Source organism: Porphyrobacter sp. AAP60 (assembly GCF_001296025.1).
GTDB lineage: Bacteria > Pseudomonadota > Alphaproteobacteria > Sphingomonadales > Sphingomonadaceae > Erythrobacter.
This window is the reverse complement of the sequence record NZ_LJHV01000029.1, coordinates 34,365-51,365: the sequence shown is the minus strand read 5'-3', so window position 1 is coordinate 51,365 and position 17,001 is coordinate 34,365. Positions and strand designations below refer to the sequence as shown.

Sequence of the window (17,001 nt, the reverse complement as noted above, 5' to 3'; positions counted from 1 at the left end):
TAGGCGGCGCGGCGCATCATCGCGCCGCCTGCCATGACGTTTTCCGATGTAGCTTCTTCCATGAAGCCGTGGGGTGCGATCACCTGCGTGCGTCCGGCGGCCACTTCGGTCGGATCAACCACGCCGCGCACCCCGCCGAAATGATCGGCATGGCTGTGCGAATAGATCACCGCGCTGACGGGGCGCTGGCCCAGCGTGGCGTTGACCAGCTCCATCGCCGCCTGCGCGGTTTCGACACTGGTGAGAGGATCGATCACGATCCATCCGGTGGCGCCGCGCACGATTGTCATGTTCGACAGATCAAACCCGCGCACCTGCCAGACATTATCGGTGACGCGGTAAAGCCCGTGATGCTTCAGGTGCCGCATGTGCCGCCACAGGCTGGGATGGACGGTGGCGGGGGCAGGGCCATCCACGAAGGCATAGGCGGCAAGGTTCCAGACCGGCTTTCCGCCCGCACCCGTGATTACCGGTTCGCTGCGCGTGGCAAGGAAGCCGCGCATGGAGAAGTCGGCATCGCGGGTGCCTTCGTCCGGCAGATTTGCGGCTGCCGCTGCCTGCGCTGCCCGGGTCGGCTCGCTCGCCGCGTTTTGTGCCATGCCCGGATAGGCTGCCAGAGCCGCTGCCACAGCGACTGCGCCGATCTTCACGAAAGTCATGAATTTGTCCCCTCATTCCCCCGGGCTCTGTGTCCCTTGCGTGGGTGATGCCCGTGCAGCCGTGCGGTTGCAAGTGCGGGGGCAGGCGACGCAGCGCGGCAATTGCCATCATTGAATAGGCAGAGCGGTTGCGAGGAGCGTTTGAATTTTCTGCCAATGCTCCAGGCGGCAGAGACTGTCATCTGACAGCCCCTGCCGCCCAAGCTTGTTCAGGCGCCGGTTCAGGCGGCGGGGCGGGTCATCAGACCCGGGATTTCGGACTTGTTCGATTCTTCCGCACGCCGGTTATAACGTTCGACCAGTTCGTGCCATTCCACGACCAGCGTTCCGCCGGTGCTCTGGTGCAGCTTTTCCCACGAAGACAACATTTCGAGGCACGCATGATCGATGTAATCGAGGTTTTCGACGTGCACGTGAACTTCCGATCCGAAGGGCGAGCTTTCCAGCGCCTTGCTGAGCTGGGGGATCGAGAAGAAGGTGGCCGAACCTTTCATCCAAAGATCGACCCGGTTGAGCGTGGTATCGGACTCGCGGCGGATTTCGAGGTGCGAGAAGGTGTAGACCAGCTTCAGCGTCGCCAGCACAAAGCCGAGGATCACGCCGGTCAGCAGGTCGATCGCCACCACCCCGATCAGAGTGGCAAAATAGATCACCAGTTCCTGCCGGCCGAATTCGGCAATCTTTTTGATCTGCGCCACGTTGACCAGCTTGTAGCCGGTGTAAACGAGGATCGCGGCGAGCACCGAGGTGGGAATCTCGTTCAGCACGAAGGGGAAGGCCACCACCGCCAGCAGCAGCCAGCCGCCGTGCATGATTGCCGAAATCCGCGTGGTGGCACCCGCTTCGACATTGGCGGCCGAGCGCACGATCACTCCGGTCATCGGCAGGGCGCCAAGGCCGCCGCAGATCATGTTGCCGACGCCCTGCGCGCGCAATTCCTTGTCGTAATCGGTGCGCGTGCCGATGTGCATCTTGTCCACCGCAGTGGCGCACAGCAGTGTTTCCGCGCTGGCAACGAAAGCGAAGACCAGACCCAGCGTCAGGATATCGGGGTTGGTGAACCCGGCCAATGCGTCGCCGGTGGGGATGTTGAGACCGCTTGCCAGCGTTGCAGGCAGTTCGACCAGCGTAATCGGCAGCGCAAAGGCGATCGCGAAGATCGTGCCGATGATGACGCCGAGCAGGGGGCCGGGGATCAGCGCCAGACCCTTGGGCCTGAACTGGTTCCACAGCACGATTGACACGATCGTGACGATCCCGGCCATTGCGGCAAGGTGATGCACCGATCCATCCATCGGAAAGATCTTCATGACTGCTTCGGGGATGGCGGCGATGTTTTCGAGGCCGTTGGAGCGCGGCGCATCATCCAGCATCACGTGCAGCTGCGATACGAAGATCAGCACGCCGATGCCTGCCAGCATCCCGTGGATCACCGAAGGCGAAATTGCCCGGAACCACTGGCCCAGCTTGAACACCCCCGCCAGCAATTGCAGCGCGCCTGCAATCAGCCCGACCACGCCCAGCATGATCAGCCCGTGTTCCTGCACCAGCTGGAACACAAGCACCGCCATGCCCGCTGCCGGCCCGCTGACTTGCAGCGGCGAACCGGCGATCGTTCCCACGACCAGCCCCCCGACAATGCCGGTTATAAGGCCGAGTGCAGGAGGCGCGCCCGATGCAATGGCAACGCCCATGCACAGGGGCAGGGCGACAAGGAAGACGACGATCGAAGCGAGAAAATCTCGTCCGACCACAGCCGGGGTGAGGCTATCTGATGTCGCTGAGCTCATAGGGAGAAGTGCTCCGGGTATAGAGAGGAGAGGAACCGGGGGTATTGTGCCGATCAGCAGGCGTGCTGATCGTCCATCAATTCGATCAGTTCTCCGGCATAGCGTTCTTCGACCGCAATCCAGGTACCGGTCTCATCGTCATAGGCGGAAACTTCGCCGGTCTTGATGTCATAGACCCAACCGTGCAGCGTCACCGCGCCCTGCGCCAGCGCGACCGCGACGGTGGGGTGGGTTTTGAGATGCTGCAATTGCAGGATGACATTCTGTTCGAGCAGCATCCGCATCCGGGCCTCGTCATCCAGATCCGCGCCAAGTGCCTCCACAATATCGACCGCGCCCTGCGAATAGCCGAGCCATTCGCGCACGTGGGGCAGGGAGGTCAGGCCAGCGCGGTTCATCGCGCCCTTCATCGCGCCGCATTCGGTATGCCCGCAGATCACGATATGCGGAATCTTGAGCGCACCGATCGCAAATTCGATCGACGCGGTCATGCCGCCGGTCTGGTTGGTGTGCGGCGGAACGATGTTGCCCGCGTTGCGGCAGATGAACAGCTCGCCCGGATCGGTCTGGGTCAGCATAGCTGTCTCGATCCGGCTGTCCGAGCAGGTGATGAAAAGCGCTTCGGGGCTCTGGCCGGTGCTGAGCTTTTCGAACAGTTCTGCCTTGCCGGGGTATACATCGCGACGGAACTTCACGACGCCTTTGGCGAAATGGGGCATGCTTCAATCCTTTCAGTGGGATGGGGTCTTCGCACCGGCGCTCCACAGCGCGCGGGCGGTGTCTATGTGCTCGGCCTCATCCAGCCGGTTGCGGATGTCGACGAACTGCAGCGCGTCGACCACCCATTCGGCCAGATGAGGGTGGGAAAGGCGGTAATAGTGGTTGCGGCCATCGCGCCGCTCTTCAACCAGCCGGTGCGCGCGCATCTGGGCAAGGTGCTGGGAAACGCGGGTAGCGGGCAGCATCAGCGCTTCGGCAATGCCGGATACATCGAGTTCACCGTTACGCAGCTCTTCGATCATGCGCAGACGATCGGGGTGGGCCAGCAATTTAAGCAGTTCGGCAAGGTCGCGCGAAACGATGATTCTGCTCGGCATTAACCCTCCTCCGGTTGCGAACATGCAAACCTTCGCAGCCTTAACGCCTGCGAATTTTTGCAGACTTGTAGCTATGACATGATGCGAAGGAGGTCAAGCGGAAGGGGCAAGAACGCGTCGGCCCGATGGTTAATTTGGCCGATGGTTAGTTGGCGTCCCTAACGAAAAAATAACCATTCCTGCGTAATTCACCGTCGCATGACCACAGATACACGCATCAACTTCGCCTTAACCACGATCTGCGGCGCAGCAGCGCTCAGCGGATTGTTGTTTGCAACCTCGGCCCAGGCTGGCGGCGTGACCGCTGGCACGCTGATCGAGAACACCGCTGTTGCCAGCTATGATGACGGCGCCGGCCCGCGCACGATCAATTCGAACACCGTCACTGTGCGGGTGGACGAATTGCTGGATGTGACGCTGACCTCGCTCGATCCCGGCCCGATCACCGCGCGCCCGGGTGACGCGGTGCTGGCCTTCGAACTGACAAATCAGGGCAATGGCCCTGAAGCCTTCCGGCTGGTCGCCAACCCTGCGGTGGCCGGCAATGATTTCGATGTTACGGTTCGCGCGATTGCAAAAGATAGCAACGGCAACGGCGTATATGACGAAGGGATCGACCAGATCCTGACCGCGCCGGAAACCACAGACCTTCTGGCAGCTGATGCGGTGCTGACGCTGTTCGTGCTCGTCACGGTTCCCGAGGGTGCCAGCGATACCCAGACCAGCAATGTCGAACTGACCGCCGAAGCTGTCACCGGCAGCGGTGCGCCCGGCTCGGTGTTCGCGGGTGCGGGCGTTGATGGCGGCGACGCGATTGTCGGCACCACCGGCGCACTTGCGACGGCACGGGGCGGAATGGTGGCGGGCATGGTCAGCGTGCAGCTGATCAAATCGGTCGTCTTGCGCGATCCGTTCGGCGGGACGGGCGCGGTGCCCGGCACTGTCGCCACCTTCACCATCGAAGCCCGTGTCACCGGCACCGGTACAATCAACGATCTCACCGTCACCGACGCGATCCCCGAAGGCACCACCTACGCCCCGGGCACACTGGCGCTGGGTGGTGCAACGCTGACCGACGCAGCCGATGGCGATGCCGGGACAGGTTCGGACGCTGCCGGGATCGCGGTCAACCTCGGCAATGTTTCCGCCGGTTCCACCAGCACAGTCACCTTCGACGTAGTGATCGACTGACTCCAGACTTCAAAAAATCCTTAAAAAAGGGGTCCATTATCATGAAAAAACTCAACAAGATCATGATCGCAATGTCCGCCATCGCCATGGCTCTGCCTGCCATGCCGCTCGCCGCGCAAGATGCCGCCAGTCCGGTCGTGCTGAAGGGCGATGTCATGGCAGAAAAGGTTATCACAGCGCCCGACGGCAGCGAAACCCGCGAAATGGTGCCCCCGACCACCATCGTTCCGGGTGACCGGCTGATTTTCGGCACCGATTACGCCAACAGCGGCAGCGATGCGGTGAGCAACTTTGTCGTCACCAACCCGCTTCCCGCAGCGGTGCGTCTGGCGCCCGATGCCGACCCGGCGCTCCATGTGTCAGTTGACGGCGGCAAGACCTGGGGCGCGCTTTCCGCGCTTTCGATCACCGATTCCGACGGGACGACACGTCCCGCTGCCCATGCGGATGTGACCCATGTCCGCTGGGTGCTGGCGAGCATCGCGCCCGGCGCCTCAGGGAGGCTCACCTACCCAGCCATCATTCGCTGACCAGCGAAAGGTAACCGCCACGTCCTGCGGGCGGATCACATCACGCGGGGCACACGCATAGGACCATTGTCATGAAGACCACCACCCAGTTGCTGGGCGCGGTGAGTGCGTTTGCGCTCGTCGCGATGTCCAGCGCCCCTGCATTGGCCGAAGGGACCAGTGCAGGATCGACCATAACCAACAACGTCAACGTTACGTTTGACGTCGGCGGCGTTACCCAGACCGCAGTAGAAGCAAGCAATAGCTTTACGGTCGACCGCAAGGTCAACGTCAACGTCGAATACATCGGCCCGGCAACTTCGGTTTCGCCTGGCCAGCAGGATGCCGTCATTGCGTTCGATGTCACCAACCTGTCCAACGACACGATTGACCTCGATCTCGCTGCCGCGCTGACGGCCGGGACGGCTGGCAACATCGCCAACTTCCAGATCTATCGCGACACGAACGGCAATGGTGTGTTCGACGCAGGCGATGCGCTGGTGACCTATCTCGATGAAGTCATCGAAGATGAAACCGTTCGCGTGTTTGTGGTGGCCGATATCGCCCTTACCGCTGCCAACGGCGATGACTTCAACGTCACTCTGACCGCAGATGCCCACGAGGGCGGCGGCGCAGGTGCGTTGGGCGCCGAACTGGTCGACACTGCCGGTGCCAACACCGCTGGCATTGACACCGTGCTGGCTGACGGCGCGGGCGCGACCGATCTGGCAAACGAGGGCGATTTCTCCGACACCGGTGAATACACCGTTGCCGGCGCGATTGTTGCAGTGGCCAAGACCAGCCGGATCATTGCTGATCCGGTCAATCTGGCAGGCCCGGGCGGTGCGGCCAACCCCAACGCCAAGGCGATCCCTGGCGCAACGGTTGAATATTGCATCACCGTATCCAACGCTTCGGGCGCGGCAACGGCCACCAATGTGGACGTGGTCGATGACCTGCCGTTCGATGTTACCTATGATGCCGGTTTCGGCATCTTCGTCGATGGCAACGCAACCTGCGAAAGCGGCGTTGCTGGCGGAGCCTTCAGCACCGGATCTGGTCCTTTGGGCGAAGATCAGGTGACGGGCGACCTCAGCGATGTGGCCGCCGGCGAAACCCGCTCGCTCTATTTCCGCGTCGAAATCAACTAAGCTCGGCCGGACTTAGACTTTGCGTGTAACCCCCTCTTTGCGGCGCGTGGCAGCGGCACTTTCCATAGTGCTGCTGCCATTCGTCGTGCCGCAAGAGGGGGCCAGCGCGCAGACCGATGATGGCCTGTTGGTGCGCACGATCACCAACATCGCCGAAGCATCATGGGACGCTGACGGTACGCGTGGCAGGACGAGCAGCAATCCGGTCATATTCGACGTCAGCGCCGCCCCCCCACCGCCACCTTCGATCCGGGTGTTCCGCCGGTCGCCGGGGGAAGGTTCCGATCTGGTTTACCGCCAGCCTGATTGCACCGTCGGGTCAAATCCCGTGCAAGCCAGCAGCTTGCGAACCGCCAGCACCGCCAGCACCGCCAGCACAGCCAGCGCAGCGACGATGTCGACCGCGCGCGTGCAACCGGTCAGCACCCTGCGCGGCGGCGAACCACTGTTTTTTGAAATCACCGCAGCCGCCGCCAACCGCGACCCTGAAGCGATCGAAAGCCTGACGGTGACCATCAGCTCGACCGAAGGCGACCGCGAAACCATGACGGTGTTCGAAACGGCACCAAATAGCGGTATTTTTTCAGGCGTTATCAATACATTGCGCATCCCTCCTGCGTTGGTGCAGGAAGATTGCCAGCTCAGCGTTGGCGTGGATTCCCAGATCGTTGTGACAGCTCTGCATCCCGAAACCGGCGCTGTGCTGGTCGTGGCAGACGTCGAAGTGCTGGTCGACCCGTTCGGCGTGGTGTTCGACAGCGAAACCGGCGAAGCGGTTGATGGCGCGCGCGTTTCGCTGGTCGATGCGATCACCGGCGTTGTTGCCACCGTTTTTGCAGAAGATGGCGTAACTTCATGGCCATCAACAGTTATTTCAGGTCAGGCGGTCACTGATGGCAGCGGCCGCGTGGTGCCGATGGGGCCGGGCGAATTCTGGTTTCCGCTGACTTCGCAGGGCCGGTATCGCCTGTTGGTTGAACCGCCAGCGCCCTATACCGCGCCCTCTGCCGCCCCGCGTGAGGTGCTGGCCCGGCTGACCCGTCCCGATGGCCGTGCCTTTGTCATCCGCGAAGGATCGTTCGGCGATGCTTTCGTGCTCGATAATCCGGTGCCGTTCGAAGTGGATATCCCGCTTGACCGGCCCAGCCTCAACCTGGCGCTTGGCAAAACGGCCTCGCGGGTCAATGCGGCGCCGGGCGATGCTGTTTTCTACACGCTGACGCTGCGCAACACTGACCCGAGCCGGGTCAAGCGTGCCGTGACGCTGACCGATACCCCGTCACGATGGCTGCGCCTGCGCCGGGATACCATCCGCATCAACGGCGTTGCCGCGCCTGAAGCTGTCACAGTCACGCCCGATGGCCGGGTGCTGACGATTGCTCTGGGCGATCTGGATGGCGGCGCATCGGCGCGGGTGACCTATGCCATGACCGTGCGCCCCGATGCGCCTGCGGGCCGGGTGCTCAACGATGCCATTGCACGCGACGGACTTGGCCGGACAACGCGTGCCAGCGCGGCGGTGGATCTGGTGCGCCAGGGGATTGCCGACCGGATGACCATCATCGGCCGGATCACCGCTGGGCCATGCACTCTGGATGAGGCGCAACGCGCTGGAATTGCTGGCATTCGTATCATGCTGGAAGATGGCAGCTTCGCCATCTCCGATGCCGACGGGCGCTATCACTTCGAAGGCGTCGTGCCCGGCACCCATGTGGTGCAGGTAGCGCAGATGACGCTGCCGGAAGGCGCAAAACTGGTCGATTGCCAGCGCTCCACCCGCAATGCCGGCAGTGCCTCCTCGCGCTTTGCGATCGGGCAGGGCGGAAGCCTGGTGGTCGCCGATTTCCATGCGATCGTGCCCGAAAACGCCGCAGCGGCAACCGTTCCCGTAGCTGCGGTGGGCGCACCTGTCGCTGCTGCGCCTGCCCCTGCGGCAGTCGATTACATCGCGCTGGGCGATGGCGAGGACGGCTTTCTGGCCCCCACCGCCGATGCCAACCCGCGTGCGCCTGCGATCCGCGTCGCCATCCGCCACCGCCGCGGCCAGAGCGTGCAGCTTTTCGTCGATGGCAAGCCGGTCGATCCGCTCGCTTTCGATGGCACGCAAAAGCCCGAGCGCGGCAAATTCGCTGTCAGCCAATGGCGCGGTGTGCCGCTGATCAACGAACGCACCGTGATCGAAGCGCGCATCGTCAACAGCTTTGGCGAAGTCTCCAAAAGCTTCACTCGCGACGTGTTCTTCACCCGCGTGCCTGCCAAGGTCGAATTCCTGCCCGAACAATCGCAGATGATTGCCGATGGCCGCACGCGCCCGGTGATCGCGGTGCGCGTGCTTGACCGCAACGGCCGCCCCCTGCGCGAAGGCCTGTCGGGCAATTTCACGCTCAATGCGCCTTACCAGAGCGCCGAACAGATGGATCGCCAGCAGATCAACCAGCTGACCGGCACCGCACCCACCGCGGCGCGCTGGGTGGTCGAAGGCACCGATGGCATCGCCCGGATCGAACTCGCACCTACTATGGTCAGCGGCTCGCTGCGGCTCGCCTTCGCCTTTGACGATGGCAACATCGTGCGCCGTCAGGAACTGGAAGCGTGGATCGAGCCGGGCGACATTGAATGGACCATCGTTGGCTTGGCCGAAGGCACTGTCGGCGCCCGTTCGGTTGCCGACAACATGGAGCGCGCCGGGCAGTTCGACAGCGATCTGGGCGATGATGCGCGGGTTGCGCTCTATGCCAAGGGCCGGGTGCTGGGCAAATACCTGCTGACGCTGGCCTATGACAGCGCCAAGCAGCGCGATGACCAGCGCGTGCTGGGCGCGATCGATCCGCAGGCCTATTACACCGTCTTCGGTGATGCTTCGGCCCGCCAGTTCGATGCTGCCAGCCGTGAAAAGCTTTATGTCCGCATCGAAACCGCAACCTTTTATGCGCTGTACGGCGATTTCCAGACCGCCTTTAACCAGACCCGTCTGGCCAACTACAACCGCACCGCCACCGGGGTGAAGGCTGAAGCACGACTGGGTGCGATCAAGGCGCAGGGCTTTGCCGCCGAAATCGCCAGCCGGTTCCAGCGTCAGGAAATCCAGGGGCAGGGCATCAGCGGCCCCTACAGCCTCGCCAGCCGCCGCATCCTCGCCAATTCCGAGCGGGTGACGTTGGAAGTGCGTGATAGGTTCCGCCCTGAACTCATTGTTTCTGTGCGCGAACTTACCCGCTTTACTGATTACGACATTGATCTGCTGTCGGGCACCATCAGCTTTAATGCGCCAATCTTAAGCCGTGATGAGAACTTAAACCCACAATCCATTGTAATTGAATTTGAAACTGACGGTAACGGCAAGGCTGAAATGAACGCCGGCGTGCGCGCTGACTGGACCAGCGGCGATGGCGCAGTGCGGATCGGGGCAAGCGCGATCAGCGATGCCGGGCTGACGGGCGCCAGCGGCCAGGCCCGGCGCACTGATCTGGGCGCGGTCGATCTGCTTGCCCGCGTTGGTGACGGCACCGAAATCCGCGCCGAGCTTGGTGTCAGCCGCCGCGAGGGCGACAATGCCACCGGCTGGCTGGTCGAAGCCCAGCACCAGACTGCCAAGCTGGATGTGCTCGCCTATGCCCGCCAGATTGATGGCGATTATGGCATCGGCCAGCAGAACGCAGCCGAGCGCGGCCGCCGCAAGATCGGTGTCGATGGCCGGGTGCTGCTGAGCCAGGAGCTGAACTTCGTCGGTTCGCTTTGGCAGGATGAAAACCTGATCGATGCCGCTCGCCGCCGCGCTGCGCAAGGCCAGATGGTGCTGACCCGCCAGCGCACCGATCTGCGCATCGGCATCACCCATTTCGATGATCGTCTGGCCGCTGGCGGCAATGCCGCATCAACCGTGCTGGAAGCGGGCGCGACCCAGCGGTTGTTCGACAACAAGCTGGAACTTTCCGCGGGCACCGCTGTGGCGCTGGGCAAGGCGGAAAGCCTTGATCTGCCCGCGCGCCACCGCCTCGGCGTGCGATATGCCGTGACGCAGGATGTGCGGTTGGTCGGTACCTATGAAATCGCCGATGGCGAGACCTTGAATGCGCGCCAACTGCGCGGCGGGATCGAAGTTTCGCCGTGGCAGGGCGGACAGGTCGTGACCACGCTGGGGCAGGAAAGCATCGGCGAACAGGGCACCCGCAGCTTTGCCGCCTTTGGCCTTTCGCAATCGCTTCAGGTCAGCCCCACGCTGACGATCGACGCCACCATTGATGGCAACCGCACGCTGGGCGGCGCGGCGGCCAATGCGCAGAATGCTGGCGGCGTGATCAACCCCGCGCAGCCGGTGGCCAGCGGCGGCCAGCTGACCGGCGGCCTGCTGTTCGAAGATTTCACCGCCGCCACCTTCGGCGCAGCATGGCGCAAGGATCGCTGGAGCGTGACCGCGCGCGGCGAAGTTCGCGAGGGCGAGACCGCTGACCGCAAGGGCTTCACCTTCGGCGCGATCCGCCAGCTGGGCGAGGGCAGCCTTGTCGGATCAGGCGGCACCTGGACCCGCGCCAAGGCTGCCAATGGCGCTGCGACCGAAATCATGGATGCCAGCATCGCCTTTGCCCACCGCCCCGATGCCTCGCCGCTGGCGATGCTCGGACGGCTCGAGTTCCGCAGCGACCGGATCACCGGCGGCGTGGCGGGCGAGGCGGGCGGCGCTGCCGGAATTGGGGGCGGGGCCGGGCGCACCGCATTGGTGGTGGATGGCGATGCCACCGCCCGCCGGTTGATCGCCAGCCTTTCGACCAATTACAGCCCGCGTGGGCGTGATGATGACGCGCAGGTACGCCGCCACGAAGTCTCGCTGTTCCTTGGCGCGCGGCACAATTTCGACCAGTTCGAAGGCATCGATTTTGCAGGTACCAGCGTGCTGGTGGGCGCGGATGGCCGGATCGGGATCGGCGAGCGGTTCGAACTGGGCGCCAGCGCCACCGTGCGCAGCAACCTCAACGACAACGTCACCAGCTTTGCCTACGGCCCGACCATCGGCGTGGTGCCTGCCAAGGGCATGCTGCTGACCGTAGGCTACAACATCGAAGGCTTCCGCGACGGTGATTTCAGCGCGGCGCGCAATACGAACAAGGGCGTGTTCGCCGCCGTGCGGATGGCCTTCGATGCCGATAGCTTCAGCTTCCTCGGGCTGGGGAGGTAAGCGGTGATCAGCCCACATCAGCCCGGTAAGGCTAACGGTCTGTTTACCATGTTTTCCTATGGCAGGGACATGGAGCGGGAAAGCCGAGTGTTGAAGGGTTGGGGCAAGCTGCGCAGCGGGCTGCGGCTACTGGGCGCGGTAGTGGCCGGCAGCCTTGCCGTGCCGCTGGCGGCGCAATCTGTCACCACCGTCGTCAACACCACCGATGGCGTGGTGGGCTCCTCGCAGACCTGCACCGCGCCGCTGGTGCGCGATTTCAACGTGACCGGCAATTTCGTCATCGCCGATGTCGATCTGGGTGTTTATGTCCAGCATGGACAGCGCGGCGATGTTGGCGTGACATTGCAGGCACCCGACGGAACTCGCGTGCGCTTGGTTGACGGCGTTCCCGGGAACGTGATCATTGGCGACAACCTCAACGTGCTGTTGGATGATAGTGCAGGGCAGTTGGTCAACACCGATGGCAACACCCGCAACCAATCCATCACTGCGCCGCCATTTCAAAACACGTACCGTCCCAACGCGGCGCTATCGGCGTTTAACGGGCGGCAGGCCAATGGTACCTGGCGGCTTGAGGTTTGCGATATTCGCCCGGCCGCAGGCAATGGCACCTTCCGCCATGCCGAGTTGTATCTCACCCCGCAATCGGCTGACCTTTCGCTGACCAAGCAGCTGATCGGATCGCCGCCGACCGCAGGCGGCAGCGCTTCATGGCGGTTGACGGTGACGAATGCCACGAACTCGACCGGCACGGCGAGCGGGATCGTGGTGCGCGATAACTTGCCCGCCGGGTTCACCTTCGCCAGTTCCAGCGGCACCGGCAGCTTTAACGCAGGCACCGGCGACTGGAATGTCGGCACGCTTGCGCCCGGCCAAGTTGCGGTGATCACGATCACCGGATCGGTTTCTTCCAGCCCCGGCACCACTGTTACAAACACCGCGCAGATCACTGCCAGCAGTCTTCCCGATCCGGATTCGACCGTGAACAATGGCGCGACCGGAGAGGATGACTACGCCATTTCCTCCTTTGTTGTGCAATCAGGCCGTGCGGCAGGCATTCCGCCGCAACTGGCCTGCCCGGCGGGCTTTTCGGTGTTTGATTGGGGCGCGATTTCGGGGTGGGCGCCGGGATCGACCGACAACACCTATGCCTTTGCCAGCTATGGCAACGTGCGTTTCCAGCTGAACAATGACGGGGTGTACCAGAACATCCCCGCCTATGGCGGCCAATCGCCCACCGTAAACAGCAGCATCACCGGCGGACTATCGCCATCAGAACCCGGCCTGACCGTAATCGCCGACCAGTCGAGCCTGTCTGGCGAAGTCGAAATGACGATTACGCTGCCGCGATCCTTCAACGGAGTGCAGTTCACTATTTTCGACATCGATTTCTTCGCCAACCAGTTCGCTGACAGGGTCGAGGTGGTGGGCAATCTCGGCGGCAATCAGGTGATGCCGGTGCTGACCAACGGCAATGCCAATTATGTACAGGGCAATATCGCGATCGGCGATGTGCTGTCAGCCGATGGCGAGGGGTTCGGCAATCTGGTGGTGACCTTCAGCGATCCGGTCGACAGCATCACCATCCGTTATGGCAACCATACCACGGCGCCTGCGAATCCCGGCCAGCAGGGCATCAGCCTGCACGATCTGATCGTGTGCAACCCGTTTGCCGAACTTTCGGTCACCAAAGTCAGCACGCTGATTTCCGATCCGGTAAACCTTGGCACCAACCCCAAGGCGATCCCCGGCGCGCTGGTCGAATATCTCATCTCGGTCGCCAATAATGGCACCGCGGCGACTGACAATAACAGCGTGGTGGTGATCGATAACGGCCCGGCGGATGCCAAGCTGTGCCAGATCAATCGCGCAGGCGGGCCGGTGATATTCACCGATCCGGGCGGATCAGGGCTCACTTACACTTTCACCTCTCTGGCATCAGCCACGGACAGTCTGGAGTTTTCCAGCAATAGCGGCGGCAGCTGGAACCACGTGCCTGCCGCCGATGCGCAGGGTTGCGACAGCAATGTCACCAGTTTCCGCGTGCGGCCCGGCGGCGGGCTGGGCGCAGGGCGCAGCTTCACGCTGCGGGTGCGCTACATCATCGAGTAGCGACGTAGGGGTTTTTCCCTAAGCGCCGTCCAAGCAAATCCCGCAAGTGCATGATTATGGAGAAATCACACAAGAGCGGGACCAGAGCACATTGACCATGCTGAAGCGTATCACAGTTTCAGACCTCGAAATCGGCATGTTCGTGCACAAGATGGAAGGAAGCTGGTTTTCCCATCCGTTCTGGAAGGCGAAGTTCCTGATCGATGACAGCGAAAAGCTGGCGACGCTGCGTTCTAGTAGCCTTGAAGGTGTGGTGATCGATACCGACAAAGGCAGGGATGTGGGCGAGGCTGGCCCGCGTGATGCAGGACACCGTCCGGGGCAGGTGAACAACAGCGCGCCCCGGCCCGATTCGCGCATCCGCAAGATGACGGCGCGGGCCGCCAGCACCACCGATCCCACGCCCACCCATGTCGAAGTGCATACTGCGCAGGCGCTTGCCATGCGGGCGCAGAAGACCGTCCACAACACCTTCATCGCCGCCCGGCTGGGCAAGGCGATCAATGTAAAAGCAGTGCAGCCGGTGGTCGCCGACATCATGGATTCGGTGCGGCGCAATCCGCAGGCCTTTGGCGGCCTGATGCGCTGCAAGCTGAAGAACGAGGCGGTGTATCAGCACGCGCTTTCCGTCAGCGCGTTGATGGTGGCACTGGGCCGCCACATGAAACTTTCCAGCACCGAAGTGCATGAAGCCGGGCTGGCCGGACTATTGCTGGACATCGGCACCAATTACCTGCCCCAAAGCGCCGAGACTGCCAGTGGCGATATCCGCACGGCTGATCCCAAGATCTGGCAGCAGCATGTGCTGCTGGGCCACCGCGCCCTGTTGAACGACGGCAATCTGCCCGATAGCGTGCTGGCGGCCTGCCTTGAACACCACGAACGCATGGATGGCACCGGCTTTCCCAAAGGGTTGAAGCGCGGCGAAATCAGCACCATCGGCTGTATGGCGGCGGTATGCGACAGCTTTGATTTCCTGCTGACCCGATCAAACTCCGCAGGCGCGCTTGATCCGGCGGTGGCGGTGCAGCGATTGAAGCAGATGGAGGGCGCGTTCGACGATGATATCCTACGCGCCTTCATCGAATCGGTCGGGCTGTATCCGGTAGGTTCGTTTGTGGAACTCGCCAGCGGCAAGGTGGGAATGGTGATCGATGAATATCCGGCCGATGCCAACCGTCCGGTGGTGCAGGCGTTCTTCTCACGCCAGACGGGCGAGCGGATCGTGCCGCACCGCATCGAACTGGCGCGCGCTGACAGTCAGGATGCGATCATTGGCATTGCCGAACTGGCAGACTGCGGCCTGCCCGATGAAGCGCAGCTACGCGAACTGATTTTCCTGACGGCTTACAAACTCGCGATCTGAAGGGCTGGCGCATTTGCACCTGCGGCCGCGCATGCGTATCGCGGCGTGGCACTGTGCCGTCACGAAAGGTTGCCGTTCCCGCCATGTCCACGCCGCCCCTTCCCAAAGCGCTTGCCTTCGATGTGTTCGGCACCGTGGTCGACTGGCGCACCAGCATCGCGCGCGAATCTGCCGTATTTCTGGAGCGGATCGGCCATGCGGATCGCGATGCTGCTGCCTTCGCTGATGTGTGGCGCGGGCAATATATCGCGGCGATGTTCGGGATGCGGAAATCGGAGCGGGCCTTCGTGCCGCTCGATGTGCTGCACCGCGAAATGCTGGAGGCCACATTGCGCGAATGGGGCATCGATCCGGCCAGTCTGGACGAGGCGCTGCTGGCAGACTGGAACCGCGCATGGCACCGGCTTGATCCGTGGCCCGATGCGGTGGCGGGGCTGACGCGGCTGAAAACGCAGTTTCCGATTGTCACGCTGTCGAACGGCAATGTCGCGCTGCTGCTGGCAATGGCGCGGCATGGCGGGCTGCCGTGGGATGCGATCCTTGGGGCGGAAGTCAGCGGCGCTTACAAGCCCGATCCCCGCGCCTACCTGCACACGGCAGAGGTGTTGGGCATCGCGGCGGATGAATTGTGTCTGGTCGCCGCCCATCACGGCGACCTGGCCGGGGCACGCGCCTGCGGGCTGCTGACAGCTTATGTCGATCGCCCGGACGAATATGGCGGCGCGCCCGCGCCCGATGCCCATTACGAGCAGGCGTGGGAATGGTCAGCCACCAGCCTGGCCGATCTTGCGGACCGGCTGGGCTGCTGAAACGGCAGCGGGCGCCGTTAGCGCTTGCGGTTCTGTTGCACCAGTTCGGCCAGCCGGATGCTGGTGCCTGCCACACCCTTGCGGGCATGATCCGCGCCCACCGATTGCGCGGTGGCCACGGCATCGGCAAACAGCCGCCCGCCGACGGAGATTACCGTGGGATGTTCGGCGGCAACAAGGCGGCTGTGTTCGATCGTCGTGCGCAGGCTGGCCAGCGCGTGCTGGCGCGGCAGGGCTTCCGACAGGCCGATATCCAGCGCATCGGGGTGCTGGGCATTGACCTGATTGGTCAACGCCTCTTCGCTTGTCGGGAAGGCCATGTCGACCTGCCAACCGGCATCAAGAAACTGGTCTGCCAGCAGCGTGGTGCCCAGCATGTGCGCTTCGCCCGGCGCGGTCGCCAGCAGCACGCGGTAATGGCTGTTGCGGATGGTCTGCGGCGAAGGGATATACCGCACCGCATGGCCTGCAAGTTGCAGCATGCTGAGGCCGATGGTCAGATCGATCTCGCTGCACAGATCGTCAAGCCAGGCATCGCCCATCGCGCGGGCAGCGGGTTCTATCAGCAGCGACAGGATCGCATCGCTTGTCCAGCCATCATCGGCAAAGCCCGCCACCAGCGTATTGAGGCCGAGATCATCGCCGTTCAGCGACAATTCCACCAGCCGGTCAATATGTTCGGCCATGGCGGGCGGGGCGATTGCCGCCGGATGCGGCTTACGCGGCAGATCATCCATGCGGCCATCCAGCAGCAGGTCCCAATCGGAAAACAGCCGGGCGGTGACGATATGTTCGCTCAGCACTTCGATATGATTGTGGCGGCCATCGCGCTGGATCGAAGACCACAGCGATTCGAGCGCGGTCGGCGGCCCTTCGAGCGTCTGGAGAAAGCAGCCGTTCTCGAACAGCAGCATCCCTGTCACGCCGAGGCGGTTGTTGCGGGCGCGCGCCTTGGCAACGAGAAAGTCGAGATCGCTCGCACTGGGGGTTGCCGTCGCCGTGCTTTTGTAAGTCAGGCAGGCAATCCAGTCGGCTGAGCCGTTTTGGCTATTGATTCCACCCATCACAACATACCACCCCTTCACGGGACGAGGGCGTGCGGAAATCAAGGCGCGGGAGAGCATCGCCGAGCGGTCCAGCAGAC

12 protein-coding genes are annotated in these 17,001 nt (G+C 62.9%); 7 read left to right on the top strand and 5 right to left on the bottom strand.

Going from position 1 to position 17,001, the window contains the following annotated elements:
* The 4 genes from IP79_RS15120 to IP79_RS15105 form a co-directional block, all read right to left on the bottom strand.
* The coding region (locus tag IP79_RS15120) for an MBL fold metallo-hydrolase (protein WP_197273846.1) at positions 1 to 659 on the bottom strand (659 nt) is incomplete at its 3' end.
* Positions 660 to 880: 221 nt separating this feature from the next.
* Positions 881 to 2,449: a SulP family inorganic anion transporter gene (locus IP79_RS15115; RefSeq protein WP_054120141.1), complete on the bottom strand. Its 1,569-nt coding sequence runs from the start codon at positions 2,447 to 2,449 to the stop codon at positions 881 to 883.
* 53 nt (positions 2,450 to 2,502) lie between these two features.
* Positions 2,503 to 3,168: a carbonic anhydrase gene (locus IP79_RS15110; protein ID WP_054120140.1), complete on the bottom strand. Its 666-nt coding sequence runs from the start codon at positions 3,166 to 3,168 to the stop codon at positions 2,503 to 2,505.
* A gap of 12 nt (positions 3,169 to 3,180) precedes the next feature.
* Complete coding sequence (locus IP79_RS15105; protein WP_054120139.1) at positions 3,181 to 3,546, bottom strand: ArsR/SmtB family transcription factor; 366 nt, start codon at positions 3,544 to 3,546, stop codon at positions 3,181 to 3,183.
* 198 nt (positions 3,547 to 3,744) lie between these two features.
* Between IP79_RS15105 and IP79_RS15100 the strand changes: the two genes are divergently transcribed.
* The 7 genes from IP79_RS15100 (at position 3,745) to IP79_RS15070 (ending at position 15,857) form a co-directional block, all read left to right on the top strand.
* Positions 3,745 to 4,737 carry a DUF11 domain-containing protein gene (locus IP79_RS15100; protein ID WP_054120138.1) on the top strand — a complete coding sequence of 331 codons (993 nt, stop codon included), beginning with the start codon at positions 3,745 to 3,747 and terminating at the stop codon, positions 4,735 to 4,737.
* 41 nt (positions 4,738 to 4,778) lie between these two features.
* Entirely contained in the window at positions 4,779 to 5,267 is a 489-nt protein-coding gene (locus tag IP79_RS15095; protein ID WP_054120137.1) for a hypothetical protein, read from the top strand.
* A 71-nt stretch (positions 5,268 to 5,338) separates the two neighbouring features.
* Positions 5,339 to 6,397, top strand: a complete 1,059-nt coding sequence (locus IP79_RS15090) for a DUF11 domain-containing protein (protein ID WP_054120136.1) — start codon at positions 5,339 to 5,341, stop codon at positions 6,395 to 6,397.
* A 46-nt stretch (positions 6,398 to 6,443) separates the two neighbouring features.
* Complete coding sequence (locus IP79_RS15085; protein ID WP_233994253.1) at positions 6,444 to 11,570, top strand: hypothetical protein; 5,127 nt, start codon at positions 6,444 to 6,446, stop codon at positions 11,568 to 11,570.
* A gap of 3 nt (positions 11,571 to 11,573) precedes the next feature.
* A complete protein-coding gene (locus IP79_RS15080; protein WP_197273845.1) occupies positions 11,574 to 13,682 on the top strand; it encodes a proprotein convertase P-domain-containing protein in 2,109 nt (702 codons plus the stop codon).
* Between the two features lie 97 nt (positions 13,683 to 13,779).
* Positions 13,780 to 15,048, top strand: coding sequence for an HD-GYP domain-containing protein (locus IP79_RS15075; RefSeq protein WP_054120134.1), 1,269 nt, complete (start codon positions 13,780 to 13,782; stop codon positions 15,046 to 15,048).
* A gap of 83 nt (positions 15,049 to 15,131) precedes the next feature.
* On the top strand, positions 15,132 to 15,857 hold the full coding sequence (locus IP79_RS15070) for a haloacid dehalogenase type II (RefSeq protein WP_054120133.1): 726 nt from the start codon (positions 15,132 to 15,134) through the stop codon (positions 15,855 to 15,857).
* 17 nt (positions 15,858 to 15,874) lie between these two features.
* Here IP79_RS15070 and IP79_RS15065 read toward each other — a convergent pair whose 3' ends face one another.
* On the bottom strand, positions 15,875 to 16,921 hold the full coding sequence (locus IP79_RS15065) for a BLUF domain-containing protein (RefSeq protein WP_197273844.1): 1,047 nt from the start codon (positions 16,919 to 16,921) through the stop codon (positions 15,875 to 15,877).
* Between the last annotated feature and the right edge of the window lie 80 nt (positions 16,922 to 17,001).

What these genes read in the sequence shown, in the direction of transcription:
- IP79_RS15115 (WP_054120141.1), bottom strand. Translation starts at nt 2,449, where the DNA reads ATGAGCTCAGCGACATCAGATAGCCTCACCCCGGCTGTGGTCGGACGA.
- IP79_RS15110 (WP_054120140.1), bottom strand. Translation starts at nt 3,168, where the DNA reads ATGCCCCATTTCGCCAAAGGCGTCGTGAAGTTCCGTCGCGATGTATAC.
- IP79_RS15105 (WP_054120139.1), bottom strand. Translation starts at nt 3,546, where the DNA reads ATGCCGAGCAGAATCATCGTTTCGCGCGACCTTGCCGAACTGCTTAAA.
- IP79_RS15100 (WP_054120138.1), top strand. Translation starts at nt 3,745, where the DNA reads ATGACCACAGATACACGCATCAACTTCGCCTTAACCACGATCTGCGGC.
- IP79_RS15095 (WP_054120137.1), top strand. Translation starts at nt 4,779, where the DNA reads ATGAAAAAACTCAACAAGATCATGATCGCAATGTCCGCCATCGCCATG.
- IP79_RS15090 (WP_054120136.1), top strand. Translation starts at nt 5,339, where the DNA reads ATGAAGACCACCACCCAGTTGCTGGGCGCGGTGAGTGCGTTTGCGCTC.
- IP79_RS15075 (WP_054120134.1), top strand. Translation starts at nt 13,780, where the DNA reads ATGCTGAAGCGTATCACAGTTTCAGACCTCGAAATCGGCATGTTCGTG.
- IP79_RS15070 (WP_054120133.1), top strand. Translation starts at nt 15,132, where the DNA reads ATGTCCACGCCGCCCCTTCCCAAAGCGCTTGCCTTCGATGTGTTCGGC.
- IP79_RS15065 (WP_197273844.1), bottom strand. Translation starts at nt 16,921, where the DNA reads ATGGGTGGAATCAATAGCCAAAACGGCTCAGCCGACTGGATTGCCTGC.